Raw genomic sequence first — 26,052 nt, 5'->3', positions numbered from 1 at the left:
CTCCCGTTACGGCCTCCCGCCACCTGCTTCCGGGCCGCCGCCCACGCCGCGGCCCGGAGGCGGTACGGTCGGCCGATGCCCTTACGGAGAAGCCCCCGCACCGCCGCACTGGCCCTGCCGCTGTGCGCCGTCCTCCTGACCGCCTGCACCGGCGGCCAGGATCAGGAGCAGGAGCGCCCCGACGCACGGCCCGACGCCCCCTCCGCCCCCGCCTCCGCCGGGCCCACGGCGGTGAGCACGGCCGCGCCCGCCGGGGCGAAGGCACTGGCCGAGCGCTACCGCGAATCCGGCGGCGACGAGGACGTCTACGCCGTCCAGCGGGAACCCGGCCCCGGCGGCGTGCCCCTGCTGACCGTCCGCAGCCGCGCCACGGACTCGGACGCCCAGAGGTTCGAACGGCTGAAGGACTCCCTCGCCTTCTTCCTGGTACAGGTGGAAGGCGTCTCACTGGAGCGGGGATACCTGATGGACGTCTTCGGCCGGGACGGCTCCCTGCTGCACCGCCTGGACGCCCGCCCCTGAACCGGCGTCCTCCGCAGCGCAGCCCGCCGGAGTCCGCCGGTTCAGGCCGCGGTCCCCGGCCGCGCGGCGGACGCGGTCGCGACGGCCGCGTCCAGCGGATCGCGCACCGGGCGGCCGAGGAGGCCGGCGAGATCGGGACCGGTGCCGTCCAGGAAGCCGTGCCGGATGCCGGTCGCGATCGAGACGAGCATGGGCGGCTGGAACGGCAGCAGCCCCGGCATCCCCTCGGCGATCCTGCGCCGGTACTCGCCCAGGCCGATGGTCCGGTGCGGAACGCCGAGCCGGCCGGCGACCCGCTCCGCCGTGACCGGAGTGCCGGTCAGGTCGTAGGTGCGCCCCTCGTGCCGTGCCGGGTCCGCCGCGACGACCGCCGCGGCCTCGGCGAGGTCCGCACGGGCGACCGCCGCCAGAGCGCCGTCGCCGAACGCGGACTCCACCGCGCCCGCCGACCTCGACCCCTGCGGGCGGGAGGACCATCCGGACTGCGGGATCCGTGACGTCCTGGACCGCATCGGGGACAAGTGGTCGGTCCTGGTGATCGTCGAACTCGCCGGCGGGCCGCGCCGCTTCCGGGAACTGCAGCGCGCGATCGACGGCATCTCCCAGCGGATGCTCACCCTCACCGTACGCAGGCTGGAACGCGACGGGCTCGTCCTGCGCACCGTGTACCCGACCGTCCCGGCCCAGGTCGACTACCGCCTGACCGAGACCGGTGACGGACTGACCCACCTGGTCAAGGCGCTGGCCGACTGGTCACTGGCCCATCGCGCCGCCATCGCCGAGGCACGGCACCGCTACGACCGGGCCCACCCCGGCCACGACATCCGGTGACGGGCGCATGCGCCCGTCACCGCCCCGCGCGCCGAACGCGTCGCCGCAGTCGCGCCGACGCCCACCGGCCCTGAGCGGAACGGTGGGCGTCGGCGCGGTGCACATGGGCACGCGGTACGGCCGGGAAGCCGGGAAGCCGGGAAGCCGGGAAGCCGGGAGACCGGGGCGCCAGGGGCAGGGAGCGGGTCAGGCCGACGGCGCCCCGTGCCCGGCGGCGACACGGCGCCCCACGGCGGGCGGGGGCAGCGGAGCGATCTCCCGCTCGAAGAACTCCGTGAAGTCCTCGCCGCGCTCGTAGAGCGCGTCGAAACCGGCCGCCGTCTCGGCGATCAGCGCCGGATCGGCGTATCGCCGGGCGCCCGCCGCGTCCCCGTTCTCGTAGACCACCTCGTACATGGCCCGGTCCCCGAGGATCACCACCTCGGGCACGGGCCGCTCGCGCTCGGTCTCCGCGATGGCGCGGGCGTCGATCGCCCTGATCTCGTCGCCCAGTTCCATCTTGAGGCGGAGGACGAAGAACTCCCACTGCACATACGGCGTGACGGGGAACTCCACCACCCGCAGACGGCGCTGCCGGACTCCGAGGCGTTCCGTTTCCCGCAACTGCCGTGTATAGACCTCGCGCTTCTCCTCGACGAGGGAGAGGGCCGTCTCCCACTCCCCGGAGTCGAAGGCCTCCCAGCTCGGGAAGCCGCGTTCCCTGAAGTGCTGGCCGCGTTCGAGCTTCCTCAGCTGCCGGATCCCGCTCTCGAAGACACGGTAGAAGTCCTCGTGGTACTTCTTCCGGTCGAGGCGCACTGATTCACCTGCCGGGAATGATTCAAACATTGGGGATATCCGGTTTCGCCGCGATCATCATGCTCCTGGGGATAACCACCAGCCGCTCGTCGGCTCCGATCGACACACCGGCCGGCAGGTTCTTTCCGAGTGATTCCGTGAGGTCCCGTCCGATGACGGCGATGTCCCCGTTCCCGAGCTCCCAGATGTCCGGACAGTCGGCGTTGTCGGTCGTCACCCCCAACTCCTGAGGGGACTTGCCGACCCTCCTTTTGAAGTCGGTTCCGGCATCGGCTTCCCAGGGCCTGTCCACAGCTGCCACCCCTCCGGCCGGATCCGGTGCCCGGCCATGCTGACCAGCGCAAACGCGGCAACTGTAGTGAGGGGAGACGGCTTGGGGAACATGCTTTCGGGCCAACCGGCGGGAAGGGCTTCCGGAACCTCCGTGAGGCCGCGGCCTCATCCGGCGCCCCAGAGAGAAGCGCACGCGAGTGGTGGGGCCGAAGTACGCCGTGGGCGCGGCCCCGGCCGGCGGGAGTCCGGTGCACGCGGCGGCTGTTGTCGGTGTCATGCGCCCACCCTGCCGGGCTGCCGACGCCCCACGCCACGATGACGGCACGTACAGGCAGGTGTGTACGGGCGGTGGCCCCGCGGCGTACGAGCACCCGGCCCCCACCGCCTCGTTGGACATGTACGACGCATCCACGACATGTGCGACGAGGGGGCCACTCATGGCGAACATCGACGGCGGACCAGGGACGTCCGACAGCCTGAAGACCTTCGGGGCAGTGCTCAAGGTCTTCCGCGAGCGCGCGGCGCTGACCCGGGAACAGCTCGCGGAGGAGGTGATCTACTCGCCGCACACGATCAGTTCGATCGAGCAGGGCCGCCGTATGCCGCCCGAGGACTTCGTCGAGCGGGCGGAGGAGGTTCTGGACGCCTTCGGCGTCCTGCGCGTGGCGGCGCGGAACGTGGCGCGGCAGCCGGGGCTGGCGGCGTGGTTCCGGCTGTGGGCGCAGCTGGAGAAGACGGCGGTGACCCTGTGCGTCTACGAGTGCCGGGTGGTGCCCGGCCTGCTCCAGACGGAGGCGTACGCGCGGGCGGTCATGCTCGACGTCCCGCCGCCGCCCACCGAGAAGGAACTGGCCGAGCGGATCGCCGCGCGGCTGGCGCGAAAGGAACTGCTGCGGCGCGAACCGCCGATCGCGCTCAGCTTCATCATCGAGGAGGCGGTGCTGCTGCGCCGCACCGGCGGGGACGAGGTCACGCGGGAGCAGCTCGACCACCTCATCGAGTGCGCGCGGCTGTGGAACGTCGAGATCCAGATCATGCCGCTGCGCCAGCCCCACCACGCGGGCACGGACGGCCCGATGCAGCTGATGGAGACGCGGGAGCACAGGTGGCTCGGATACGCGGAGGGGCAGCAAACCGGCCAGCTCGTAGCCGGGCGGAAAGACGTCAGCCTGATGCAGATGCGCTATGCCAGGATGCGTTCGCAGGCCCTGTCCCCGGCGGACTCGGTCGAACTGTTGAAGCGGATGCGAGGAGAGCTATGAGCAGCGCAGGCGACGAGCTGAACTGGTTCAAGAGCAGCCACAGCGGTTCCCAGGGGGACAGCTGCGTGGAGGTCGCGTACCGCCCCGGAGCCGTGCACGTCCGCGACTCCAAGGAGGAGGACGGCCCGGTCCTCGCCGTCTCCCCGTCCGTGTGGGAGGACTTCCTGGGCCGCGCCGCTCGCTGAGGTGTGCGGCCGGGCCGTTCGGCAGGAAGCCCGTCCGGGTAGGGCCCGGACGGGCGCCCCACCGAACGGCCGTTCCCAGCCGGCGCGGGGCGGGCGGTCCGGGCGGTCCGGGCTACCGCGGCACGATCGGACGCCCGCCGCCGCGCCGCCGGCCGGCCTCGAAGGAGGCCAGGACGACGAGGGTGAGCGCGACGAGCGGAAGGGTGAACCACAGCATGACGGTGGTGAACCCCTCGAGCGCGTCGTGCTCGGTGGCCGCGAGCAGCAGGTAAGCCGTGTAGGCGGCGTAGAGGGCCAGGAACAGCGCACCCTCCCACCGGGCGATCGCGAGCCCGGTGAACGCGACCGGCAGCAGTGCGACCGAGGTGGCGATCATGAGCGGGATGTCGAGTGCGACCGCGGCCGGCGCCACCGGCACCCCGCCCGGGGCGATCACACCGGCCAGCCCCAGCACCACGCAGATGTTGAAGAGGCAGCTGCCCACGATGTTGCCCACCGCCAGGTCGCGCTCCCCGCGCCGGGCCGCGATCAGCGAGGTGGCCAGCTCGGGCAGCGAGGTGCCCACCGCCACCACGGTGAGCCCGATGACCAGACTGCTCACCCCGAACCCGGTCGCGATCCCGACCGCCCCCTCCACGAGCATGCGGGCTCCGACGGCCAGCAGGCCCACGCCGACCGCCACCGCCGCGAGTTGCGTCCACAGCGGACGCTGCGCGCCCTGTCCGGCGTCCGCGCCGGAGGGCCCGGAGCCGGCCTGCCGACGGCCCGTCACCAGGGCCAGCGCGGTGTAGCCGACGATGATGGCCAGCAGCAGCGCACCGTCGCCCGCGGTGACGGCGCCGTCCGCCGCCAGGGCGAGCAGCAGCACGGACACCCCGACGAGGATGGGCAGGTCCAGACGTACCAACTGGGACCTGACGGTCAGCGGCAGCACGATCGCAGAGGCGCCGAGGACGAGGAGCACGTTGACCATGTTGCTGCCCACCACGTTGCCGACGGCAAGGTCGGGTTCGCCGCTCAGAGCCGCGCCGAGGGTGACCGCCAGCTCCGGTGCGGAGGTGGCGAACGCCACCACCGTCAGGCCGATGACGAGCGGCGAGAGACCGAGCCGTGCCGCCAGCCCGGAGGCTCCGCGGACCAGCAGCTCCCCGCCGCCGACGAGCACGACCAGTCCGCCCGCCACCAGCACAACCTCGGCGATATCCACACCCCGCAGCGTAGGCAGCCGCCGGTGGGCCGTCGTGCTGCCGACCGCCGTGCCGTCCTTTCGCCGGGCCGAACTCACCCACTCGTCGGCCGACCGGCCCGCCCGGCCGCGGTGTGCGCGTACGGCCGTACCGCTCGCCGAGGAGTGCGGCCGGGCCGTTCGGTAGGGTGCCCGTCCGGGGGAGGGCCCGGAAGGGCGGCCACGGCCGCACAGCGCGTCCCATGACCACGGACGCGGGCACAGCCTTCCGACCCCGGCCCCGCGGAGCGGACCACGAAAGAGACGGGGGAGAGCCGATGACGGCCGACCACGCCATACCCGGAGCCGGAGCCGGAGGCAGCCCGCCGGGGAGTGACACGGTCATCGACGTACGCGGCCTGCGGATGCGCTACCGCACCCAGGACGTGCTCAGGGGAGTGGAGTTCACCGCCCGCCGGGGCGAGGTCCTCGTACTGCTGGGCCCGAACGGCGCGGGCAAGACGACCACGATCGAGGTCCTGGAAGGCTTCCGGATGCGCTCGGCCGGCGAGGTGACCGTACTGGGCGCCGACCCGGCCCACGGGGATGAGCGGTGGCGCGCGCGCCTGGGCATCGTCCTGCAGTCCTGGCGCGACCACGGCAAGTGGCGGGTGCGGGAGCTGCTGGAGCACCTGGGCGCCTACTACGCGCCGTACTCCACCGACCTCGTCCGGCGGCCGTGGGACACCGACGAGCTCATCGCCGCCATCGGCCTGACCGAGCAGGCGCACAAGCGGGTCGCGACCCTGTCGGGCGGGCAGCGCAGGCGCCTGGACGTGGCCGTCGGCATCGTGGGCAGGCCCGAGCTGCTGTTCCTGGACGAGCCGACGGCCGGCCTGGACCCGGAGGCCAGGAACGAGTTCCACGGCCTGGTGCGCGGGCTCGCGGACGAGAACACCACCGTCCTGATGACCACCCACGACCTCGCCGAGGCGGAGAAGCTCGCCGACCGGATCCTCATCCTGGCCGGCGGCCGGATCGTGGCCGACGGCCCGGCCGCGGAGCTGTCCCGGCAGGCGTCGGCCGAGGCCACCGTGCGCTGGACGCGGGACGGGAGACCCTTCGAGCAGTCGACGGCCGAGCCCACCCGGTTCGTCCGCCGCCTCTTCGAGGAGCACGGCGACGCGATCGGCGGGCTGGAGGTGCGCCGGGCGAGCCTGGAGGACACCTATCTGACGATGGTGCGGGAGCTGGAGGCGGGCCACGTCACCGGCGAGCGGGCGGCACACGCCTTCGGGGAGGCAGCGCGATGAACAACCCGGTGTGGTACGCGGCCAGGACGGGCCTGCGGCGCGGCTGGACGGAACTCAAGCAGACCTTCACCAGCGGCCAGGACGTGTTCGGGTACGTGCTCTGGACCGTCCTGCTCATCGTGCCGCTGTTCCTGGTCGGGGACGAGGCGCTGGAGGGCGCGGGCATCTCGGCGGGCGCGTTCATGCTGCCGAGCATGCTGGGGATGACGCTGGCGTTCACCGGGGTGATGACCACGGCGCAGCTGCTGGCGACCGAGCGCGAGGACGGCACGCTGCTGCGCGCCAAGGCCGTACCCCACGGCATGGTCGGTCATCTGGTCGGCAAGGTCGTCATGGTCTCGGGCACGGCCCTGGTCTCCATGGTGCTCCCCTTCGCCGTCGGCGTGTTCATGGTCGACGGGGTCGCCCAGCGCGGCGGGGGAGCGCTGCTGACGCTGGTGTGGGTGGTGCCGCTGGGCCTCCTGGCGACCCTGCCGGCGGGCGCCGTCATCGGCTCGCTCGTCACCAGCCCGCGCACCATCGGGCTGCTGATGCTCCCGGTGATGGGGCTGGTGGTGATCTCCGGGATCTACTTCCCGCTGACGGAGCTGCCCGAGTGGCTGCAGCTCGTCGCACAGGTCTTCCCCGTCTACTGGCTCGGCCTCGGCCTGCGTGCCGCGCTGCTGCCGGACGTGGCTGTCGCCGCCGAGATCGGCGAGTCCTGGCGATACCTGGAGACGGTGGGCGTACTGGGCGCCTGGGCGGTCGCCGGGCTCCTCCTCGCACCGCCCGTCCTGCGCAGGATGGCCCGCCGTGAGTCCGGGGCCGCGATGGCCGAGCGGCACCGCAAGGCGATGCAGCGGGTCGGCTGACGAGAGGCCCGCCTGCGACGGGCCGGGCGGTCCCGTCCTCCGCTCGGAGGGCGGGACCGCCGCGCGTCGCAGGCGGGCCTCCCGTCAGGGCGGTGGTTGTCTCGGTGCATGCCCGACTGGAACACCCTCTTCGCCCCCGGCGTCCCCCTTGTGGGGACCTTCCTGCGGGGCACGGTCACCTTCCTGCTGGATGGCGATGGTGCGCGTCGCCGGACAGCGCGAGGCCGGCGGCCTCGGGATCACCGACGTCTTCCTCGTGGTGCCGGTCGGCCAGGCGGTGGTCGCCCCAGGCCTGGTGGGGAAGAGCAGCTCCATCGCGGACGGCGTCCTGCCGGCCGCCACCGTCATCTGCTGGAGCCCGGCGCTGGACGCCGCCGCCTACCGGTGGCCCCGCCTGGCCCGCGTCAACAAGTCCCGCCAAGCGGTGGCGGCGTCCAGCAGTTTGCCCTCGTCCGCGTCCGGCCACCACATTCCGAGCGACTCGACCAGCCACTCCTCGGCCTCCTCGAACGCCCCCACCGGCCCCCACCGGCCCCCACCGGCGCCCGTCCCAGCCGGGCGGGGGCGGGGCCGGGCCGTCGGCTGTGCGAGTGCCCGCGGGAATCGGCGGAACGGCACCCGCGCGACCGGCCCGGTGCGATGATCACCGAGCGGCCCCGCACCCCGGCACGCCACACCCGGCGGCCCGGGCCGCACCGCGACAGCGGACCGATGGAAGGGAACCAGTGTGCGCAGACTCGTCTACTACGTCGCCATCACCCCCGACGGCTTCATCGCGGGCCCGGGCGGCGCGGACCCCACCGGCCCGAACGGCTTCTGGCCCCTCGCGGAGGACTACATCCGGCATCTGGTGGCCGAGTACCCCGAGACACTGCCCGCGCAGGCCCGGCAGGCGCTGTCCGTCACAGCGGAGGGCACACGCTTCGACACCGTGCTCGAAGGCAGACGCAGCTACGAGATCGGCCTGGCGGCCGGGGTCACCGACGCCTACCCCCACCTGCGTCATCTGGTCTTCTCCCGGAGCATGACCGAGAGCCCGGACCCGGCCGTCGAACTCGTCGCCGACGACCCGGTGGCCACCGTCCGGGAACTCAAGCGGCAGGACGGCAAGGACATCTGGCTGATCGGCGGCGCCGAACTGGCCGGCTCCCTCTACACCGAGATCGACACGCTGATCCTCAAGATCGCTCCGATGACCATCGGCGACGGGATCCCGGTGTTCTCCCGCAAGGCCTCCTTCGATCCGCGTGCCTGGACGCTCACCGACCACACGGTCCTCGGCAGCGGCGCGGTGATCCTCACCTACACGCGCGCCGCGGGCTGACACGCCCGGTGGCGCGAACCCCGGGGCGCGGGTGTGCGGAGGTGGGAGGGTGGGAGCCGACGGGGGCCGGTCAGCGCGCGTTGATCGGACGTTGACGAAACGTTGATCGGCGCCGGGCAGGCTTCCCGGCATGGCAATTGATTACTCCGGTCCGGTCGGGCAGCTGACCGGATGGTGGGAGCGCGCGCTGTGCGCGCAGATCGGCTCCGAGCCCTTCTTCCCGGAGCCGGGCAGAACTCCCGTGGACGCCAAGAAGATCTGTCAGTCGTGCGAGGGGCGCATCGAGTGCCTGGAGTACGCCCTCGCCAACGACGAGCGCTACGGGGTGTGGGGCGGGCTGTCGGAGGAGGAGCGGCGCAGACTCAGGCGCAGCGCCTGACGTCCGCGCGGAACGGGGGACGGGGGAACGGGGGAGGTTCGGCGCGGTGTCCGACGCGTTGTGGGGGCGCGTCAGGCACCGCGCCGCGCCGCGCGGTAGCCGTCCACGGCGTTCACGTAGGGCCGCAGGTGGGCGGCGAGTTCGCGGCCGATCAGCTCCGCGTCCGGCGCGGGGAGGGTCAGGATGGTGCGGCGCAGGCGGACACTCCAGGAGGCCGGGTCGGGGAAGACGGCCAGACGCGGCACCAGATCGCGCAGCACCAGGCCCTCGCGGTACGGGGCCAGGCCGTCGATGCGCAGGTCGCATCCCTCGGTGAAGGCGCGCTCGCCGAACCGGACCGGTTCGTCCAGGCTGCGGACCGGTCCGGCCACGCGGGCCCTCGCCATGACCCGGCCGAGGTCGCGGGTGGGGTTGCGGAAGCAGCCGCGCGTTGTGTAGAGCAGCACCTCGTCGCCCTCGGCCAGGGTGGCGGAACGGCCGGCGGGGAAGGCCATGCGCCGGGCGGTGACGACCCAGCTCAGGGCGTCCCGGTCGCCGATGATCACGAGGTGCGTCGCTGCCATGGGGAAACCCTAGCGGGGCGTACGGCCGGGAGAGCCGGATCAGTCGCCGGGCTCCCCGCCCACCAGATAGGTGCCGCCCGGGCGGTGGGGGGTCAGCTCCACCTGGACCCGGTGCGTGGTGTCCCGGCTGAGTCCGCCGCCCAGGTCGGCCGTGACGACGCCGATGCGCAGGCCGGTGCGGCCGCTGCCCTCGCGGCGGACCTGGACGGCCATCTCCAGGCACACCCTGTCCACGGTGAAGCGCGGTCCGTCGCCGGCGGCGTCGCCCTCGCGCTGCGCGGCCGCCAGGTCCGCGCGGACCTGGCGGATCACATCGGCCAGACCGATGTCACTGTCGTTGCCGCTGCCGCGGTCTTCCGAGCCCGTCATGCCCCAACTCCCCTGCCTGTTTCACCGGTTGACACCGGGAGACTACAGAGAGACGCGGCCCGGGCGTATGCTGCGGCTCCATGGGAGACCGCACGGGGGACGGTGTCGCACAGGGGACGCGCGGGATGCCGTGGCTGGTGCGCATCCGCTCGCAGGACACGCGCGCGGTCGTCGGCTCGGGTGTGCTGCTCGGCGGGGACACGGTGCTGACCTGCGCCCATGTGCTGCCCGACGGCACCTCCCCGGTCCTGGTGGAGTTCCCCGAGATCGAGGGGGCCGCCGGTTCCACGGCCACCGTCGCCGACGGCGGCTGGTTCCCCCGGCGGGGCGAGGACCGCGCGGACCTGGCCCTGCTGCGGGTGCACCGTCCGCCGCCCGGCGGCCACTCCGCGCCGCTGCTGCGGGCGGCGATGCGGGACATGCGGGTGGAGATGTGCGGCTACGCAGACTCCGTGCGGCACGCCCGGGGCGCGGCCCTCGCGGCCACGGTGAGCCTGCCGTTCGGCGAGCGCGTACAGCTCAACGTCGCCCCGGAGCACCTGCCGCGGCGCGGGTTCAGCGGCGGCCCGGTGCTGGACATGGGCGACCCGCCCGGCGTGCTGGGCGTCACGGTCACCGCGTCCGCCGAATCCGGGGGGATCGCGCCGCTGACGATGGCGCACATGATCCCCGTCGAGACCGTCCTCAAGTACCTGCCCGAACTGGACGACCGGGTCGAGGGCCCGCCGGGCGTCGAGCCCTCAGTGGTCCGGGGCGGCCCGCCCGCGCGGCTGGACGAGCCGGACTACGCGGAGCGGCTCGCCGCCTGGCTGTCGGACCGGGGCCGGGCGCGACCCCCGGTCTACGTCACCGAGGTCCGGCCCGGCTCCGGCCGCGACCGCACCCTGCGGCGCGCCCTGACCCTGGCCGACCGGGAGCTGTCGGCGGACGCTCCGGCCGCGGGTTCCACCGACCCCGGGTCCACCGTGCCCCCGGTCGGCAGCCTCGACCTGGCCGTCGACGTGCGGGGCGCGGCGCCGGAGAAGGCGGCCGTCCGGATCGCCGAGCGCATGAACCTCAGGGAGAGCGGCCCGGCGCGGGCCCTGGAGCGGCTGCGGGGGTTGCGCACGCCGCTGACCGTCGCGCTGCTGGGCGTGGACGAGTGCGCCGACCCGGCCCGGCTGCTGGAGCTGTGCGGGGAGTTCGCCGAACGCGGTTGCCGGCTGCTGCTGGTCTTCCACCGGACCGGCACCCGGATCGGCCGGCGGGCCGAGGAGGACCTGGCGCTGCGCCACCGCACGGGAGCCCTGGCGGGCCGGCTGGAGGCGCTCGACGCGCGCCTGCGGGACCTGGCCCGCGCCAGGGCGCGGCTGTCGGGGGTGGACTACCCCGGCCCGGCCGTGACCCGGCTGCACATGGACCTGGCCTGGCTGCGGCACGCCCACCGCACCGGCGCCGACCTGGACCGGTCCCGGCTTCCCGGGGCGCTGGAGGAGCTGCGGCACCGTACCGACCGGGCCGAGCGGGCGGTGGAGTCCGCGTGGGAGGCGGCCGAGCGGGGATACGGGCGGCGGGCGGAGCTGCGAGGGGAACTGCGGGCCTACCGGCGGCTGGCCGTCCAGCACGGCCGGATCGAGGACGTCGCGCTGGACCGGGAGTACCGGGCGGCCCACGACGCGCTGCACGCGGGCCCTTTCGAGGCGGAGATCGCGGCGCGGGCGGTGACCGGTTACACGGCCGCGGTCCGTCGTGCGCTGGGCTGGCCGCCGGAGGCGGGGGGCGCCGGGGCGGGCGGTGCCGAAACAGGCGGTGCCGAAGTGGACGGCCCGGAGGCGGGGGCCCGCGAGGCGGAGGGGGAGCGGCGGTGAGCGGGCGCGGCGCGGCGGGCCACCCGGGGCACCACACCGGCCACGGCACCGGCCACGGCGGACCGGCCGACGAGCGCCGCCGGCTGCTGGCCCTGCCCACGCTGCCGCCGCCCGGCGACCCGGCCTCCCTCGTCCTGACCGACCCCGTACCGCCCCTGGACGGCCGCCCCTGCGGCAAGTGCGGCAACCCGGTCGGTAGGCCCTACCGGGGCATGCCCGCCCGCCACGAGGGCTACTGCCCCCGCTGCGGCACCCGCTACTCGCTGCGCCCCCAGCTCGCGGAGGGGGAGCTGCTCGACGGCGGGCGCTACGAGGTGCGCGGCCCGCTGGCCCACGGCGGCCTGGGCTGGGTCTACCTGGCGGCCGACACCCGGCTGCGCGACCGCCCCATCGTCCTCAAGGGCGTGCTCAACCCGCACGACGACGAGGCGCGGGAGAGCATGCTGGAGGAACGCAACCAGATGATCGCCGTCGGCCACGAGTCCATCGTCCGCATCCTCGACTACGTGCACCACCGGCCCGGCGACGGCGGGATCGACGCCGACTACATCGTGATGGAGTACGTCGGAGGCAAGTCCCTCCAGGAGATCCTGGACGAGACCGCGCGGGGCCTGCGTCCGCTCGGCCCCGACGAGCCCCTGACCCTGGAACACGTCGCCCGCTACGGGTGCCAGATCCTGGACGCCCTGGCGGCACTGCACGAACAGGGCCTGGTGCACTGCGACATCAAGCCCGCCAACGTCATCCACCGCGGCACCCGCGTGGTCCTCATCGACCTGGGCGGCGCGCGGCGGCCGGACGGCTCCGCCCGCCGCGCCCCCGTCATCACCCCGGACTACGCGGCGCCGGAGGTGAGGGCCGGCGGCGGGCCCACCGTCGCGCACGACCTCCACACCGTCGGCCGGACCCTGGAGGAGCTGGCCGGGGCGGCCGTGGACGGTACCCCCGGCGCCCCCGGTACCCCCGGCGCCTCCGGCACTCCAAGTGGTCCCGGCACCGGGCTGGGGCACATCTCCTTCCACCGGCTGGTGGAGCGCGCCACCGACCGGGACCCCGCGCGCCGTTTCTCCTCCGCCGCCGAGATGTCCCTCCAACTGGAGGGAGTGCTGAGGGAGTTGCTGTCGCTGCGGACGGGACGTCCCCACAATCGGCCCTCCGATGTCTTCGAGCCCGCCCCCACCCTCCTGGACGCCGGCCTCGGCGCCGTGCCCGGACTGGAGAACTGGCTGGGCCGCCGGGCCAGGGACTACCGGCGTACCGTCACCGCACCCGCCCTGTGCCCGGGCCGGCCCACCCCCTCCGCCGTCGCCGCCGGACTGCCCGCCCCGCTGCCGCGCCCCGACGATCCGGCCGCGGTCCAGCTGCGCATGCCCGAACCGCCCGGTCCACGTGCGGTCGTACGGCAGCTGGAGAGGTTCCTGGGCGGGGACGGCCCGGGCACGAGCGCGGAGGTCCGGCTGCGGTTGTGCCGGGCCCATCTGGCGGCGCGGGAGGCCCTGCCACCAGAGCACACCAGGGACCGCGGCAGGGAACTGGACGGAGCGCGGCGGCATCTGCGCGAGGCGGAGGCGGCCCTGGGCGCGACGCCGGACGAGCGGCCCGCCCCGGACTGGCGCATCGCCTGGCACCGCGGCCTGCTCCACCTCGCAGGGGGCGAAGTGGAGCGGGCCGAGGGGCACTTCGCCGAGGTGTACGGCGCGCTGCCGGGCGAGTACGCCCCCAAGCTGGCGCTCGGCCACTGCGCCGAGCACCGCGGTGAACCGGAGCGGGCCGAACGCTTCTACCACGCGGTGTGGCGGCGCAACCCGCAGCAGGGCAGCGCCGCCTTCGGCCTGGCCCGGGTCCATCTGGCCCGGGGCGACCGCGAACGCGCCACCGAGGTGCTCGACGGGGTGACGCCCACCTCGCGGCACTACGAAGCCGCCCGGATCGCGGCGGTGCGCATCCGCGCCGCCCGGCTGGCGCCGGAGCCCGGGGGCCGGCCCGGCGGCCTGCCCGACTGGCGCGGCCTGGCCGCCGTACGGGAGGAGCTGCCCGCTCTGGAACTCGACGGCGGCGCGGGCGTCGGCCCCGAACGCACCCGGCTGACCGCCGAGATCCGCGAGTGGGCGCTGGACTGGATCCAGCGGGTCGCCGGCGGCGCGGGCGGCGGTGCGGACGACGAGGACGGCGGACGGGCGGAGGACCGCGCGCGCCTGGCGGAACTGACCGGCGAGCTGTTCGGCGGAGGCCCGGGCAGGCCGCCCACCGAGCGCGGACTGCGCACGCTGCTGTCGTGGTCCTTCCACGATATGGCCCGGCTGCCCGGCACCACCCCGGAGCAGCACGAACACCTCGAGGACTGCTCCAACGCGGTCTTCCCCCGCACCTGGTTCGTCCGCCCGTCCGGCCGGAAGAACCCCCGGACGAGCAGGGAGCCGGCCCGATGACCGACGCCGTGCGGGACCCCGCCACCGGGGCGGCGGGCGGAACGGTCCCCGGCCGCCCGCGCGTGGACATGACGGTGGAGACCGTCCACGAGCAGTACGTCCCCGGCCGAAGCGGCGCTCCCGGCGGCGGCCACGAGGTGCAGGTGATGGTGAGGATCCGGGTGCGGGGGCTGGAGGCCACCGCTCTGCGCCACCCCCCGGAGCGCTCCGAGGTGATCGTCATCGACTGCTCCGGCTCCATGGGACACCCTTCCGTGCAGAAGATCGCCGCCGCCCGCAGGGCGGCCGCGGCGGCGATCGAGATGCTCCCGGACGGCACCCACTTCGCCCTGGTCGCGGGCACGGACACGGCCCGCGTCGTCCACCCGCGGTGCGATCCGGCCTCGCCCGCCACCGTCGCGGCCTCGCCCGCCTCCCGGGCCGACGGAGCCCGCGCGGCCCTCACCCTGGAGGCCCACGGCGGTACCCGTATCTCCTCCTGGCTGTCGCTGGTCCACACACTGCTCACCGCGCGCCCCGGCACCGCCTTCCGGCACGCCCTGCTGCTGACCGACGGCGTGGACCAGCACGGCCGGGCCGGGGAGCTGCGGCGCGTCCTGGACGACTGCGCGGGCGAGTTCGAGTGCGACGCGCTCGGGATCGGCGAGGGCTGGGACGCCGAGCAGCTCAGGGAGATCGCCGACCGGCTGCGCGGGCGCGTCGAGGCGGTCGTCGACGACCCTCCGGACACCGACGGCCCCCGGGGCACCGGTGGCGGCGAGGGGCTCGGCGAGCAGCTCACCCGCCTCTTCCGGGAACTGGTCGGAGCCTCCACGCGCAGGAGGCTGTCCCGGCTCACCGTGGCCGTGCACACCGGCCCTCAGGCGTCGGTCGTCCTCTTCCGCCAGGTCAACCCGGCCGTGCTGGACCTGACCGGCACCGCCGTCCGCGACGGCGACCGGACGCTCCTGCCCACCGGGGCGTGGGGCGAGGAGACCCGCTGGTACGAACTGAGGCTGCGCGTGGACCCCGGCCACCCGTCCGTCCGCGAGACCGGGGAGGCACGGATAGCCTCCCTGGGGCTGGACGCCGACGCCGCCGCGGGCGTGGTGCTGCCGAGCGAGGAGCGGATCACCGTCCGGTGGGTCGGACAGGCGCCGCCGACCGATCTCGGCGTGGCCGGACGCCACTTCCGGCGCTACACCGAGCTGGAGGAGGCCACCCGCGCCGGCTGCGCCGCCCTGGGCCGGCACGACGTCCCCTCCGCCGAGCGGGAGCTGGGACGAGCGGTGCGCCTGGCGTACGAGCTGGGCGACGCCTCGCACCTGGCCCGGCTGCGCGCGCTGGTGACCGTGGAGAACGCCGCCGTCGGCCTGGTGCGCGTCCGCGACGCCGTCGACCCCGGCCATCTGCGGACGCTGATAGCCAGAAGCAGCCGCACCGCGCCCCCGCCCGGGGCGGGCGGCGGCGAGCCTCCGCCCCCGGGCGCACCCGGGGACGGCGCGCCCGGAGAGGCCGGCGCCGGGCACAGCGAGAAGCCGCCCGTGCGCTGCCCGCGGTGCGCCGCGTGGGTGCGCCCGGAGCGGTTCTGCGAGAGCTGCGGGCGCCCCCTGGGGGAGGACCGGTGATCGGCACCCGGTGGCTGCTGGTGCTCCAGCTGGTCTCGCTGGTGGTACTGGCCCTGCTCGCCGCGGCCGTGCTGTTCGCCGCGTACGACGACACCCACCGCCGCCCCGGCGCAGTCCGGGACCGGACGGCGCCGGCCGTGCTGGAGGTCGCCGCCGCCCGCGGCGCGCTGGTCAACGCCCACCTCGCCGCCCGCGACCACCTGGCCTCCGAGCTGGTCGACGGCACCGGCACCGACGAGGCGTACCGCACCTACATGGTGGCGGCCACCCAGAGCCTGTCGCAGATGGCCGACCGGCAGGTCGCGCAGGAGGAGGGCAAGCGGGAGCTGAGCACCGTCATCGCCCTGCTGATGGTCTACCAGGAGGCCATCGGCCGGGCGATCGAGCACGCGCAGGACGAGGCGCTGAGCCGGGCGTGGCGCGCGAGCGCCGACACCATCATCAACCGGGGGGAGACCGGCATCCTCGCGCGGCTCGACGGCCTCCAGCGCGACCAGCTCCGGCGGCTGGGGGAGCAGACGGAGTTCACCGAGGCCCGGCGGGAGCTGTGGTGGTGGGTGGAGAAGGCTCCGCTCGTGCCGCTGCTGGCGCTGGTCGTGGTGCAGTGGCAGCTCCAGCGGCGCTTCCCCCAGCGGCTGAACCCCTTCCTGCTGCTGGCCTGCGTCGTCCTGCTGGCCTCCTGGCTGCCGGTGCGGTGGGCCGCGGACACCCAGAAGGGTCTGGACGAGGCCCGCCGGGAGCTGGTGGCGGTCGCCGAGCCGCAGCAGGGGGCGAAGGCACGCGGTGAACTGCCCCGAGGGGAGCCGGAGGAGACCAGGGCCGCCATCACCGGCGCGCGCACCCGGGTCGAGGGGCTCCTGGACGAGACGTCCGGGAGCGGGCGGCGGGCCGGTCTCATACCGGCCGGGGGCGCCGCGGTCGCGCTGCTGTCCTGGGCCGGGCTGCAGCGGCACCTGAGCCAGTACAGGTTCCGGCCGTGAGGGGCGGGCGCGTGACGGGCGGACGTATGGGGCGCGCGTGTACGAGGAGCGTGCGCGGGGCGCGTACGGCCACGCTCGGCGCGCTGTCCCTGCTGCTGGCGCTGGCGGGCCCGGTGGGCTGCGCCGGGGACACCGCGGAGCCCCGCCGCACCCTGACCGTCCTCGGCCCGTGGACGGGGGCCGAGCAGCAGCCCTTCGAGGAACTGCTGGGCCTGTTCGAGGCCGAGCACGGGGTGTCCGTCGAGTACCAGGGCACCACGGCGAACCGCGAGGTCCTGCTCTCCGGCCTGCTGGCCGGCGACCCTCCCGACATCGCGGTCCTGCCCGTCCTCGGCGATCTGGTCGACTACGAGCGCGAGGGCTTCCTGGAGCCGCTGGAGAAGGGGGTCGTGGACGAGGAGGAGTACGACGGCGGGCCCTGGCTGGCACAGCCGGCCGGGATGGAGGAACGCCACTGGATTCCGGTGAAGGTCGATCTCAAGAGCATCGTCTGGTACCGCAAGGGCACGGAACCGGACCTCGTGCGCGCGGACGCGGACCGCTGGTGCGTCGGCATGGGCTCCGACGCCACCTCCGGCTGGCCCGGCAGCGACTGGATCGAGGACATCCTCCTCCAGAGGTCGGGCCCCGAGGTCTACGAGGACTGGGTGACCGGTGAGATGGCGTGGACGGACGGCCCCGTGGTGGAGGCGTGGGAGGTCTGGGGCGAGTTCATGTCCGGTGGCGGCGGAAGGGCGGCCCGCGAGGCGCTGGCCACCGACTACCGCGGCCCGGAGGGCGGCGACGGACTGCTCTTCGGCACGGGCCCGGGCGGCGGCTGCGACCTGGAGCACCAGGGCAGCTTCGCCCGCCACCTGTACGGCCCCAGGGCACCGGAGGCCGACTTCGTCCCCTCGCCCCGGCTGCTGCCCGGGGCCGCCGACCGCGACGGCCGCGACCGGGAGGTCTCCGCCGACTTCGCGGCGATGTTCCGCGAGAGCCCCGAGGCGCAGGACCTGATGCGCTTCCTGGCCTCCCGCAGGGCGCAGCGGGTCTGGGCGAAGGACGAACCGGCCTGGGCCAGGGGCGAGATCCCCTTCTTCTCCGCCCACGAGGACGTGGGTGAGGAGAGGTACCCCGCCGCCGGCGGCGGGGACACCGTCAGCCGCCGCATAGTGCGGGAACTGGAGGAAGCCCGGCGGCTCTGCCTGGACGCCTCGGACGTCATGCCGCCCATGATCCGCCGCGTCTTCCACGAGAAGGTCCTGGAATTCCTCGCCGACCCGGGGCAGGACCCCACCGGGCTGCTGGAGCGGATCCAGGAGGTCCAGGAGGAGTCCGGGCGGCAGTACGTCCAGCGGTTCCGGCGGAAGCCGGACCGGCTGGACCAGGTCTGCCGGTGACCGGCCGCCCCTTGTGCCGTCCACCTCGCCCCGGGCTCCTCACACCGCGCCCCGCCCGGCCTCCACCTCCCGCAGCGCCCGCGACAGCGCCAGCAGGCGCTCCACGTCGGCGTCCAGGTCGCCCTCGGCCGGTACGGCCACGGGCACCGCGCGGGTGGAGGCCGGACGGCCCGCGGCATGAGCCCTCAGCGCCTCTCGCAGCCGCCACGCGAGCCGTTCCTCCGGCGGCATCGCGCCACCGCCCCCGTCGCCGCCCCCTTCGCCGCCCCCGTAGCCTCCGCTGTCGCCGGGCGCGGCGAGGTAGGGGCTGATGCGGACCAGTCCGTCGCGGCACTCGATGACCCGCCGGTAGTAGCGGCGGTGCACCCCGCGCGGGCCCAGCGCGTCACGCCAGGGCCGCGCCGGCACCCGGTGCAGCGCGTCCTCGGGGAACCGCCGGTGCAGCGCCGTCCACAGCGGTTCCAGCCCGCGGTACGCCCGCAGGTGCCGCCACCACACGCGCAGTGCGGTCAGCCGCATCACCGCGGCCGGGTAGGTGACGCCGGCCAGGATCAGCACGATGCCCGGCAGCAGGAAGAACACCGCCGCGAACCAGCCCAGCGTCGTCTCCGCGGCGCCCGCGGTGTCCAGCGAGGCGGGCGCGCCGTCGCCCCCGGCCCAGCGCATCAGTACCGCCGGGACGAACAGGGCGTCGGCCACGACGATCGCGGCCATGCCGAGCGAGGTGATCCGCAGCCCGCGCGCCAGCCGGGGCTCGGCGACGCGCGCGTGGCGCCGGGACCACATCCAGCCCAGGGCGAAGCCGACGGCGAGATACAGGTCGGCCGTCACGAAGAACACCGCCACGCCGGTGACGGTGTGGTCCCGGGTGCGGGTGCCCTCGGGGGCGGCCGCCACCGCGGCGATGAGGACGGCCACCGCGCCCATCAGCGCCAGTGCGTACCAGCCGGCGCGTCTGCGGGCCCGTGCGGGCTCCAGCGCGGAGAAGAGGTAGAAGCAGACCATGCAGTTGACCGCGGTCAGCACCAGGATGTGCTGGATCAGCCGGGACGTCATGGGCGCCAGCCCCAGGAACACCTCCTCGCGGTCCGCGGCCAGCCCGAAGGGGTACGCCGCGGCCCAGCAGGCGATTAGCCCGGTCACCGCCCACAGCGGAACGTCGCGCGGCGCCCGCGCCAGCCGGCGGGCCATCCAGGCCAGCACCAGGAGCGAGCCCACTCCGTACAGGGTCAGCAGCAGGCTCACAGCCACCCCAGCCGGTCGCCGAGGGCGGCGCCGATACGCTCCGCGGCGGCTCCGGCGGACGACCGCGGGGCCACCTGGTCCAGCACCGAGGCCCACTCCAGGATGATCGTGGCCACCGTCTCGGCCTCCCGCTCCTGCGCGCTGTCGTAGGAGGTGCGCCGCAGCGCCCGCCGTACCGGGCCCGGGTCGAGGTCGAGGTCGGGGATCTCGCCGGGCGCGAGGTGCTCGGTGCCGCGGCGCAGCGCGGTCAGCAGCTCCTCCTCGTGGCGGTCGGGGCGGCCGCCGCCGTGGTCGGCCAGCATGTGGCCGAGTTCGTGCAGGACGATGTGGCGCTGGTGGGCGCCGCTGGTCTGCCGCTGGTAGACGATGTAGTCGGCCGCGGGGGCGCCGATCCACATGCCGAACGGGCCCGGAACGGGGATCGGGTGCGGCACGAGCCTCAGGGGCCTGCCGCGCCGCAGCTCCACGCGGCGGCAGAGTTCGGTCACGTCCAGGGGCGGCCGGATGCCCAGTTCGTTGAGCAGCCGTCTGCACCGCCGGCGCAGTTCCCGTTCCTTCACTGAGCGGTCCCCTCGTGCGTCGTGGGCGGTCGCGGCCGCGGCTCCGGTGGGGTGCGGGCCGTGCCGGAACCGGGCCGGAGTGGCGCCGGCCGTCCACCGGAAGTCCGGCACCGCATGCCGCCCACCCGTGCGCGATCCGGCCGGGACGGGCGACTGGCCGGCGGCAACGGCCGCTGCCGGCACAGAGGTTGGCAGGAAGAAGGGGGGAGAGTCCAGCGAAGGGGGTGATGCACCGTGCAGGTACCGGAGCCGGCCGGGCGAACCGGAATCAATGCCCCCATCGTCTCCGGAAGCGGACCGCTGGCATTCGGCCGACTTCCGGCGCCATGAATATCAGATACGCATATGCCCTATCGGGTGGGACGTCGCATCGACATTGGTCCACCCCAATGACGATGCAGCGTGCGGCACCGGCGCCGGGCTCCCGGGTGGCACCACGGGGGCGCACACGGACGATTGCGCTCCGGTGAATTCCGGTCACGGAAGGGCGAACGACGCCCGACGACTTGGCCCGGAGGCGTTCACACGGCCCGGGGATGGCGCACCATATCGGTGGGCGTCCGAAGCGCCGGGAAACTCCTGCGGGAGCCCGGCCGGGCCGGCCGCCCGCAGTGCCCGCCGTACGCCGTCCGGGGAGGGGAGCCCCGGGTACCGCGGCCACACCACAAGGGGAGTCAGTCCGCGCGGACACCGGCACCGCCGGGGCGTTCGCGCGCTTCGACACCGGGCGGCACCGCAGGCACGGGGCCGTCCTGGGGGGAGAACGTCCGATGAGGCATGCGATCCGTACCGCCGCGGCCTGCCTGGCCGCGGCCCTGCCGATGGTGCTCACGACGGCGCCGCCGGCCGCGGCGGAGGAACCCGCGCCCCGCATCGACCTGCGCGTCCTGGTCGTCGACGACGGCGGACCCGCCGTCGACGCGATCGCCGCGGCGCTGCGCGACGCGGGTACGCCCTACACCACCGTCGACCTCGCCGACGACGACCGGCCGACCGTGGACGAGGACTTCCTCGGCGACACCGTGGACGGCCGCCCGCGCGCCAGGTACCAGGGCGTGGTGCTGCCCAACGAGAACCCCTTCGGCGCCGGCTCGGCGGAGATGGCCGCACTCGCCGCGTACGAGGCGGAGTTCGGCATCCGGCAGGTGGACGCCTACACCTACGCCGGTCCCGCCGTGGGCCTGGACCCGGCGCAGGAGACGGGCTACGCCGGCCCCCTGGACGGCGAGACGGCGCAGGTCACGGAGGCGGGCAGGGACGGGCCGTTCGGCTACCTCGACGGGAAGGTGCCGTTCGAGGACAACGACCCGCAGGTGGACGAGAGTTACGGCTACCTGTCGGTGCCGCTCGCCGACCCGCCCGAGGGCGCCTCCTTCACCTCGTACGTCGACGCCCCCGTCCCGGGCGGTCAGGAGCGCGGCTCGCTGGTGGGCGAGTACACCCACGACGGCCGCAGCGAACTGGTCGTCACCTTCGTCTACAACCGCCACCAGCAGCAGTACCGGCTGCTGGCCCGCGGCATCGTCGCCTGGCTCACCCAGGGCGTCCACCTGGGCGTGGACCGCAACCACTTCGCCGTCCACGTCGACGACGTGTTCGCCGCCGACGACCGCTGGCACACCGAACTGAACTGCACCCCGGGCGACGTGGACTGCGGCGGGGCCGACGACGGGCTGGAGACCGACCCGATCCGGATGACCGAGGCGGACGCCGCGCACGCCGCCCAGTGGTCGGCCGACCGCGGCTTCACCCTGGACATGGCCTTCAACGGCGGCGGCAGCGACCTTCACCGCTCCGAGCACGGCTCCGATCCGCTCGCCGCCCGGATGCTCGCCGACCAGGCCTCGCACCGCTGGATCAACCACACCTACAACCACCTCTTCCTGGGCTGCGTCCAGGACGTGACCGTCGTGCCGTGGCGGTGCGCCACCGACGAGGAGGGGCAGACCCGCTGGGAGAGCCGGGCCCTGATCACCACCCAGATCGACAACAACCTCTCCTGGGCCGACCGCAACAACCTGGCCGTCGACGAGCGGGAACTGGTCACCGGCGAGCACTCCGGCCTGGTCACCCTGCCGCAGCAGCCGCAGGACAACCCCAACCTGGCCCCCTCGCTCACCACCACCGGGGTCACCTGGATCGCCTCCGACGCCTCCCGCGAGGCCGCCCAGCGCCCCCTCGGCCCCGCCCTGACCGTGCCCCGGTACCCGATGAACATCTTCTACAACGCCGGGCGCACCGCCGAGCAGGTCGACGAGTACAACTGGATCTACACCCGGCGCTCCGACGGCGGCAGCGGCCTGTGCGAGGACTCGCCGGCCACCACCACCTGCCTGGACGCCCCGCTGGACATCTCCACCGGCTACGAGTCCCACATCGTGCCCCTGGAGGCGCGGATCGCCCTGCGCCATGTGATGGGCAACGACCCGCGCCCGCACTTCATCCACCAGTCCAACCTCGCCGAGGACCGCATCGCCTACCCGGCCCTGGACCGGATCCTGGACGACTACGCGGACCTGTTCGCCGGGAACACCCCGATGGTCAGCCTGCCGATGAGGGACATCGGACAGGAGATGCGGCAGCGCGCGGCCTGGCGCGCGGCGCTGGACGCCGGGGAGATCACCGCCCACCGCACCGGCTCCACCGTGACCGTCGACGCCCCCGCCGGGCTGCACGTCCCCCTCACCGCACCGGAGGGGACCGTGCAGCGGCTCGACGGCCTCGACGACTCCGCCCCGGCCTTCGGCGAGCCCTACGCGGGCCTGCGCACCGGCTGGGCCGAGCCCGGCGGCGACGGGCGCACGGTCCTCGACCTGCCCGGCGCTCCCGGGGAACCCCAGGAGCCGGACGCCCCGCAGGAGCAGGACCCCCGCTGCCTTCCGGAACTGCTGAGCCTGCTGGACCTCCTCGGCCTCCTGGAGGAGGTCTGCGGACTGCTCACCCCGGACGCCCAGGGGTTCAGGGACCCCGCCGGGCAGACCGAGGTGCCCGCCGGAACCACGGACCCCGTGCCCTACGGCCCCGGGGACACCGCCGCGCGCTGACCCGCCCGTGACACCGGACCGCTCGTTTCCCCACCCTCCTGGAGACAACGAACCGCCATGCACAGGCAGCCGGCCGGACCGCGCTTCGGCACCCCCTCGGTGACCCTGCTCACCGAGGGCACCTATCCCCACAGCCACGGCGGAGTCAGCGTGTGGTGCGACCAGTTGGTCAACGGCATGCCCGACGTGGACTTCCGCGTCATCGCCGTCACCGGCACCGGGCGCGAACGCCCGGCCTGGCGGACGCCCGCCCACGTACGGCGGACGCACACCCTGCCGCTGTGGGGTCCGCCCCCGCCCGGCCGGGCCCCGCGCGGCCGGGAACTGCGCCGCTTCCTCACCGCACTGGAGGAATTCCTCCTCGCCCTCCTCGACCCCGAGTCCGAGGGACTGTTCCCCGCCGGACTCCACGCGATGGCCGGCTACGCCTCCCGGGGCGCCCTCTCGCCCGCCCTGCGCACCGAGGCCGCCGCCCGCGCCCTCGCCCGCCTGTGGAACCGGCCCCGCCTGACCACCGCCGCCGCCCGGCCGACCCTGCACGACGCGCTGACCGGCGTCGACCTGCTGGAGCACGCCCTGCGCCCGCTGGCCGCGCCCCCGGTCACCGACGGGGTCGCCCACGCGGTCAGCGGCGGACTGGCCACCCTGCCGGCCCTGGTGGCCCACCACCGCCACGGCGTACCGTTCCTGCTCACCGAGCACGGCGTCTACCTGCGCGAACGCTATCTGGGCAGCCGCGCCGAACCGTACCGCTGGCCGGTCAAGGCACTGCTGCTGGGCCTGTACCGGCTGCTGGCCGAGGAGGGCTACCGGTGCGCCGCGCTGGTCACCCCCGGCAACCGCTACAACCGGCGCTGGGAGGAGCACGGCGGCACCCCGCCGGAGCGAATACGCACCGTCTACAACGGCGTCGACCCCACCGCGTTCCCGCCCGCCGGACCCGAACCGGAGCAGCCGACGCTGAGCTGGGCCGGGCGCATCGACCCCATCAAGGACCTGGCCACCCTCATCCGGGCCTTCGCCCTGGTCAGAAAGGAGATCCCCGCCGCCCGGCTGCGGGTCTTCGGCGGCACCCCGCGCGGCGCGGAGGCGTACCGGGCGAGCATGGAGGCCCTCGCCGCCGAGCTGGGGGCGGCCGGGGGCGTGACCTTCGAAGGGCGCGTGGAGGACATCCGCGACGCCTACGCCGCCGGGAACGCGGTGATGCTCTCCAGCGTCAGCGAGGGCTTCCCCTTCACCCTGATCGAGGCCATGTCCTGCGGACGCGCCACCGTCTCCACGGACGTGGGCGGAGTGCGCGAGGCGGTGGGGGAGTGCGGGCTGGTCGTACCGCCGCGCGACCCGGAGGCCATGGCGCGTGCCGCGCTGCGGCTGCTGAGGGACCCCGGCGAGCGGGCGCGGATGGGCGAGGGCGCCCGGCTGCGGGTGATCGAGCAGTTCACCCTCCGGCAGACCATCAGCGCCTTCCGCGACATCTACCGCGAACTCGCCTTTCCCGGCAGGGAACCGGGAGCGCAGGCGCCGGCCATGGCACTGGCCGCGGGAGCCTCGGGAGGCGCCCGGTGAGCGGGACGCTCAGACTCGTCCCCGGCGCGCCCCCGCCACCGGGGTCACCCGGCCGCACCGCCCCGGCCGCCCGGAGCCGGCGGCGGCCGAGCTGGGCGGACGACCCGCTGGACACGCTGGCCGAGGAGCTGGCCGAGGTGTGCGCCGCGGCCGTCCACCCGGACGAGATCGCGGCCCATCTGGAGTCCGAGGGCCTGACCGGCGAGCAGATCCAGCGCCGCTACGGCCGCCGCGACACCTTCGAGGCCGCCGCCGAACTGTTCGCCCGGGTGCCGCGCGCCTTCCCCGAGCCCCCGCCCGCCCCCGACCCGTGGCGGGGAGATCCGGGCACCGCGCTGCTGCGCGGCCTGGTGTTCACCCTCCCCGGTCTCGGCTACGCGCTGGCCGCACCCTTCCTCACCGGGCCGCCGGACCGGCTCGGCCTCCCGGCCGGCACGGGCGCGCTGGCCGCCTCCGCGCTCGCGGCCTGGGCCTGGAACCAGGCGCTCGCCCACCGCGCGTACGCCGCCCTGGCGGCGGGCGGACGCGCGGCGGCGGGGCGGGTACTGCGGACGGGCGCACCGGCGGGGGTGCCCATCGCCCTGGCGGCGGCCCTGGCGGCCGCGGCGCCACTGCCGGCGCCCGGCGCCGCGCTGCTCTTCGCGGCGGGCCAGGCGGTCTACCTGGCGGCGGCCACCGTCCTGCTCGTCCTGGGCCGGGAACGGCTGCTGCTGCTCGCCCTGCTGCCCCTGGCACTCGGCGCGGCGGCGCTGCCGCTGCTGCCGCCGGAGGCCGTACCGGCGGCGGTGCAGGCGGTGGTGAGGGCCGCCCTGCCGGCCGTCGCCGTCTGCGCGGCGGTGGCGGCGGCGGCGCGCGAGACCGTACGGGCCGTACGCGAGGGGACGGGGGCGGGCGGCGCGGCGGCGGCCGGTGCGGCGGACGGCACGCTCCCCGCGCGGCGGGCGTCCGTGCCCTACGGACTCTTCGGCCTGGGCTGCGGGGTGCTGACCGCCCTGGCCGCCCTGGGCGGGACGCTGTGGCACGGCGCGGGCGCGGCTCCGGCCGGACCCGTGGTGGTCGCCCTCTCCCTCAGCATGGGCGCGGCCGAGTGGCTGCTGTACCGCTGCCGCTCCCTGGCGCTGGCCGCCCTCGCCCGCAGCTCCACCGCCGCCGGCCTGCGGTGGCGGGCAGCCGGGGCGCTGGGGCTGTGCCTGGCCGGCTACCTCGCCGCCCTGGCCGCCCTCGTCCTGGCCACCGCCGCGCTGTGGCCGGGCGGACCGCCCGCCGACCCCGCCCGGCTGCCGGCCGTCCTCGCCCTCGGCGCGGTGCTGTGGACCGGGCTGCTGCTCCAGGCCTTCGGCGCCGCCCGGACCCCGGCGGCGGTGACGGCGGCCGCCGCCGCGTTCTGCGCCGCCGCACCGCTGTGGCTCCACCCCGGACCGCCCGGGCCGGACACCGTCCTGGCGGCCGTCTGCGCCACCGCCGCCCTCGTCCTGCTCGCCACCGCCGCGGCACTGCTCGGCCGGATCACCACCCACCGCTGACCCGCCCGCACCACCGCTTCACAGCCGAACGTCG

At 75.0% G+C, this 26,052-nt stretch carries 25 protein-coding genes; 17 read left to right on the top strand and 8 right to left on the bottom strand.

Annotated elements, in window-relative coordinates; all coding sequences use genetic code 11:
- Positions 1–75: 75 nt before the first annotated feature.
- On the top strand, positions 76–522 hold the full coding sequence (locus tag CUT83_RS22125; protein ID WP_101257562.1) for a hypothetical protein: 447 nt from the start codon (positions 76–78) through the stop codon (positions 520–522).
- Positions 523–563: 41 nt separating this feature from the next.
- On the opposite strand, the gene CUT83_RS22120 is transcribed toward CUT83_RS22125, so the two are convergent.
- Positions 564–959: a Rossmann-fold NAD(P)-binding domain-containing protein gene (locus CUT83_RS22120; protein WP_420882474.1), complete on the bottom strand. Its 396-nt coding sequence runs from the start codon at positions 957–959 to the stop codon at positions 564–566.
- A 52-nt stretch (positions 960–1,011) separates the two neighbouring features.
- Between CUT83_RS22120 and CUT83_RS22115 the strand changes: the two genes are divergently transcribed.
- Positions 1,012–1,353, top strand: coding sequence for a winged helix-turn-helix transcriptional regulator (locus tag CUT83_RS22115; RefSeq protein WP_101257612.1), 342 nt, complete (start codon positions 1,012–1,014; stop codon positions 1,351–1,353).
- Between the two features lie 186 nt (positions 1,354–1,539).
- Here the strand turns inward: CUT83_RS22115 and CUT83_RS22110 are convergent, their stop codons facing one another.
- Both CUT83_RS22110 and CUT83_RS22105 read right to left on the bottom strand, forming a co-directional pair.
- Positions 1,540–2,181 carry a DUF6879 family protein gene (locus tag CUT83_RS22110; protein WP_101257561.1) on the bottom strand — a complete coding sequence of 214 codons (642 nt, stop codon included), beginning with the start codon at positions 2,179–2,181 and terminating at the stop codon, positions 1,540–1,542.
- Positions 2,174–2,443 carry a hypothetical protein gene (locus tag CUT83_RS22105; RefSeq protein ID WP_101257560.1) on the bottom strand — a complete coding sequence of 90 codons (270 nt, stop codon included), beginning with the start codon at positions 2,441–2,443 and terminating at the stop codon, positions 2,174–2,176. Before CUT83_RS22105 ends, CUT83_RS22110 begins: the two co-directional genes overlap by 8 nt.
- 418 nt (positions 2,444–2,861) lie before the next feature.
- Between CUT83_RS22105 and CUT83_RS22100 the strand changes: the two genes are divergently transcribed.
- Positions 2,862–3,686, top strand: a complete 825-nt coding sequence (locus CUT83_RS22100; RefSeq protein WP_101257559.1) for a helix-turn-helix domain-containing protein — start codon at positions 2,862–2,864, stop codon at positions 3,684–3,686.
- Positions 3,683–3,871 (top strand): DUF397 domain-containing protein, encoded by a 189-nt coding sequence (locus tag CUT83_RS22095; RefSeq protein ID WP_101257558.1) that lies wholly within the window; start codon positions 3,683–3,685, stop codon positions 3,869–3,871. Before CUT83_RS22100 ends, CUT83_RS22095 begins: the two co-directional genes overlap by 4 nt.
- A 112-nt stretch (positions 3,872–3,983) precedes the next feature.
- Here the strand turns inward: CUT83_RS22095 and CUT83_RS22090 are convergent, their stop codons facing one another.
- Positions 3,984–5,078, bottom strand: coding sequence for a calcium/sodium antiporter (locus CUT83_RS22090; protein WP_101257611.1), 1,095 nt, complete (start codon positions 5,076–5,078; stop codon positions 3,984–3,986).
- 296 nt (positions 5,079–5,374) lie between these two features.
- Here CUT83_RS22090 and CUT83_RS22085 point away from each other — a divergent pair, with 296 nt between their 5' ends.
- The 5 genes from CUT83_RS22085 (at position 5,375) to CUT83_RS22065 (ending at position 8,903) form a co-directional block, all read left to right on the top strand.
- The gene (locus tag CUT83_RS22085) at positions 5,375–6,349 is read left to right on the top strand and encodes an ABC transporter ATP-binding protein (RefSeq protein ID WP_101257557.1); all 975 of its coding nucleotides are present in this window, start codon (positions 5,375–5,377) and stop codon (positions 6,347–6,349) included.
- Positions 6,346–7,200 carry an ABC transporter permease gene (locus tag CUT83_RS22080; RefSeq protein ID WP_173915131.1) on the top strand — a complete coding sequence of 285 codons (855 nt, stop codon included), beginning with the start codon at positions 6,346–6,348 and terminating at the stop codon, positions 7,198–7,200. Before CUT83_RS22085 ends, CUT83_RS22080 begins: the two co-directional genes overlap by 4 nt.
- Positions 7,201–7,390: 190 nt before the next feature.
- Positions 7,391–7,843: a hypothetical protein gene (locus tag CUT83_RS22075; RefSeq protein WP_101257556.1), complete on the top strand. Its 453-nt coding sequence runs from the start codon at positions 7,391–7,393 to the stop codon at positions 7,841–7,843.
- An 84-nt stretch (positions 7,844–7,927) separates the two neighbouring features.
- Positions 7,928–8,524, top strand: a complete 597-nt coding sequence (locus CUT83_RS22070; protein WP_101257555.1) for a dihydrofolate reductase family protein — start codon at positions 7,928–7,930, stop codon at positions 8,522–8,524.
- Positions 8,525–8,654: 130 nt separating this feature from the next.
- Entirely contained in the window at positions 8,655–8,903 is a 249-nt protein-coding gene (locus tag CUT83_RS22065; RefSeq protein ID WP_093656188.1) for a WhiB family transcriptional regulator, read from the top strand.
- A gap of 71 nt (positions 8,904–8,974) precedes the next feature.
- On the opposite strand, the gene CUT83_RS22060 is transcribed toward CUT83_RS22065, so the two are convergent.
- Both CUT83_RS22060 and CUT83_RS22055 read right to left on the bottom strand, forming a co-directional pair.
- Positions 8,975–9,466, bottom strand: coding sequence for a hypothetical protein (locus CUT83_RS22060; RefSeq protein ID WP_101257554.1), 492 nt, complete (start codon positions 9,464–9,466; stop codon positions 8,975–8,977).
- Between the two features lie 39 nt (positions 9,467–9,505).
- A complete protein-coding gene (locus CUT83_RS22055; RefSeq protein WP_101257553.1) occupies positions 9,506–9,835 on the bottom strand; it encodes a trypco2 family protein in 330 nt (109 codons plus the stop codon).
- Between the two features lie 80 nt (positions 9,836–9,915).
- Here CUT83_RS22055 and CUT83_RS22050 point away from each other — a divergent pair, with 80 nt between their 5' ends.
- The 5 genes from CUT83_RS22050 to CUT83_RS22030 are packed head-to-tail and all read left to right on the top strand — an operon-like array spanning position 9,916 to position 18,080.
- Positions 9,916–11,682 (top strand): S1 family peptidase, encoded by a 1,767-nt coding sequence (locus CUT83_RS22050; RefSeq protein WP_101257552.1) that lies wholly within the window; start codon positions 9,916–9,918, stop codon positions 11,680–11,682.
- The gene (locus CUT83_RS22045) at positions 11,679–14,111 is read left to right on the top strand and encodes a serine/threonine-protein kinase (RefSeq protein ID WP_158239045.1); all 2,433 of its coding nucleotides are present in this window, start codon (positions 11,679–11,681) and stop codon (positions 14,109–14,111) included. Before CUT83_RS22050 ends, CUT83_RS22045 begins: the two co-directional genes overlap by 4 nt.
- Positions 14,108–15,718 (top strand): vWA domain-containing protein, encoded by a 1,611-nt coding sequence (locus tag CUT83_RS22040; protein ID WP_101257550.1) that lies wholly within the window; start codon positions 14,108–14,110, stop codon positions 15,716–15,718. The genes CUT83_RS22045 and CUT83_RS22040 overlap by 4 nt, the downstream gene beginning before the upstream one ends.
- Positions 15,715–16,698, top strand: coding sequence for a GlnX family signal transduction membrane protein (locus CUT83_RS22035; protein ID WP_101257549.1), 984 nt, complete (start codon positions 15,715–15,717; stop codon positions 16,696–16,698). The genes CUT83_RS22040 and CUT83_RS22035 overlap by 4 nt, the downstream gene beginning before the upstream one ends.
- Positions 16,699–16,748: 50 nt before the next feature.
- The gene (locus CUT83_RS22030; RefSeq protein WP_194074728.1) at positions 16,749–18,080 is read left to right on the top strand and encodes an ABC transporter substrate-binding protein; all 1,332 of its coding nucleotides are present in this window, start codon (positions 16,749–16,751) and stop codon (positions 18,078–18,080) included.
- Between the two features lie 39 nt (positions 18,081–18,119).
- Here CUT83_RS22030 and CUT83_RS22025 read toward each other — a convergent pair whose 3' ends face one another.
- Together CUT83_RS22025 and CUT83_RS22020 are read right to left on the bottom strand one after the other, a co-directional pair.
- On the bottom strand, positions 18,120–19,325 hold the full coding sequence (locus tag CUT83_RS22025) for an MAB_1171c family putative transporter (protein WP_101257610.1): 1,206 nt from the start codon (positions 19,323–19,325) through the stop codon (positions 18,120–18,122).
- Positions 19,322–19,885 (bottom strand): hypothetical protein, encoded by a 564-nt coding sequence (locus CUT83_RS22020; RefSeq protein ID WP_101257609.1) that lies wholly within the window; start codon positions 19,883–19,885, stop codon positions 19,322–19,324. The genes CUT83_RS22025 and CUT83_RS22020 overlap by 4 nt, the downstream gene beginning before the upstream one ends.
- Before the next feature lie 770 nt (positions 19,886–20,655).
- Between CUT83_RS22020 and CUT83_RS22015 the strand changes: the two genes are divergently transcribed.
- Genes CUT83_RS22015 through CUT83_RS22005 form a run of 3 tightly spaced genes read left to right on the top strand, consistent with a single transcriptional unit; the run spans position 20,656 to position 26,018 of the window.
- Entirely contained in the window at positions 20,656–22,929 is a 2,274-nt protein-coding gene (locus tag CUT83_RS22015) for a hypothetical protein (protein WP_194074727.1), read from the top strand.
- A gap of 57 nt (positions 22,930–22,986) precedes the next feature.
- Positions 22,987–24,495 carry a GT4 family glycosyltransferase PelF gene (gene pelF, locus CUT83_RS22010; protein ID WP_101257548.1) on the top strand — a complete coding sequence of 503 codons (1,509 nt, stop codon included), beginning with the start codon at positions 22,987–22,989 and terminating at the stop codon, positions 24,493–24,495.
- Positions 24,492–26,018: a hypothetical protein gene (locus tag CUT83_RS22005; RefSeq protein WP_101257547.1), complete on the top strand. Its 1,527-nt coding sequence runs from the start codon at positions 24,492–24,494 to the stop codon at positions 26,016–26,018. Before pelF ends, CUT83_RS22005 begins: the two co-directional genes overlap by 4 nt.
- The last annotated feature ends 34 nt before the right edge of the window (positions 26,019–26,052 follow it).

It is taken from the genome of Streptomyces barkulensis (assembly GCF_002843305.1).
GTDB lineage: Bacteria > Actinomycetota > Actinomycetes > Streptomycetales > Streptomycetaceae > Streptomyces > Streptomyces barkulensis.
The sequence above is the reverse complement of the archived record's forward strand: the minus strand, read 5'-3'. Positions and strand labels throughout refer to the sequence as shown.

Excerpts from the sequence above, each read along its gene's own strand:
- CUT83_RS22125 (WP_101257562.1), top strand. The coding sequence starts at position 76 with ATGCCCTTACGGAGAAGCCCCCGCACCGCCGCACTGGCCCTGCCGCTG.
- CUT83_RS22110 (WP_101257561.1), bottom strand. The coding sequence starts at position 2,181 with ATGTTTGAATCATTCCCGGCAGGTGAATCAGTGCGCCTCGACCGGAAG.
- CUT83_RS22100 (WP_101257559.1), top strand. The coding sequence starts at position 2,862 with ATGGCGAACATCGACGGCGGACCAGGGACGTCCGACAGCCTGAAGACC.
- CUT83_RS22095 (WP_101257558.1), top strand. The coding sequence starts at position 3,683 with ATGAGCAGCGCAGGCGACGAGCTGAACTGGTTCAAGAGCAGCCACAGC.
- CUT83_RS22085 (WP_101257557.1), top strand. The coding sequence starts at position 5,375 with ATGACGGCCGACCACGCCATACCCGGAGCCGGAGCCGGAGGCAGCCCG.
- CUT83_RS22080 (WP_173915131.1), top strand. The coding sequence starts at position 6,346 with ATGAACAACCCGGTGTGGTACGCGGCCAGGACGGGCCTGCGGCGCGGC.
- CUT83_RS22075 (WP_101257556.1), top strand. The coding sequence starts at position 7,391 with ATGGCGATGGTGCGCGTCGCCGGACAGCGCGAGGCCGGCGGCCTCGGG.
- CUT83_RS22065 (WP_093656188.1), top strand. The coding sequence starts at position 8,655 with ATGGCAATTGATTACTCCGGTCCGGTCGGGCAGCTGACCGGATGGTGG.
- CUT83_RS22060 (WP_101257554.1), bottom strand. The coding sequence starts at position 9,466 with ATGGCAGCGACGCACCTCGTGATCATCGGCGACCGGGACGCCCTGAGC.
- CUT83_RS22055 (WP_101257553.1), bottom strand. The coding sequence starts at position 9,835 with ATGACGGGCTCGGAAGACCGCGGCAGCGGCAACGACAGTGACATCGGT.
- CUT83_RS22050 (WP_101257552.1), top strand. The coding sequence starts at position 9,916 with ATGGGAGACCGCACGGGGGACGGTGTCGCACAGGGGACGCGCGGGATG.
- CUT83_RS22040 (WP_101257550.1), top strand. The coding sequence starts at position 14,108 with ATGACCGACGCCGTGCGGGACCCCGCCACCGGGGCGGCGGGCGGAACG.
- CUT83_RS22015 (WP_194074727.1), top strand. The coding sequence starts at position 20,656 with ATGAGGCATGCGATCCGTACCGCCGCGGCCTGCCTGGCCGCGGCCCTG.
- pelF (WP_101257548.1), top strand. The coding sequence starts at position 22,987 with ATGCACAGGCAGCCGGCCGGACCGCGCTTCGGCACCCCCTCGGTGACC.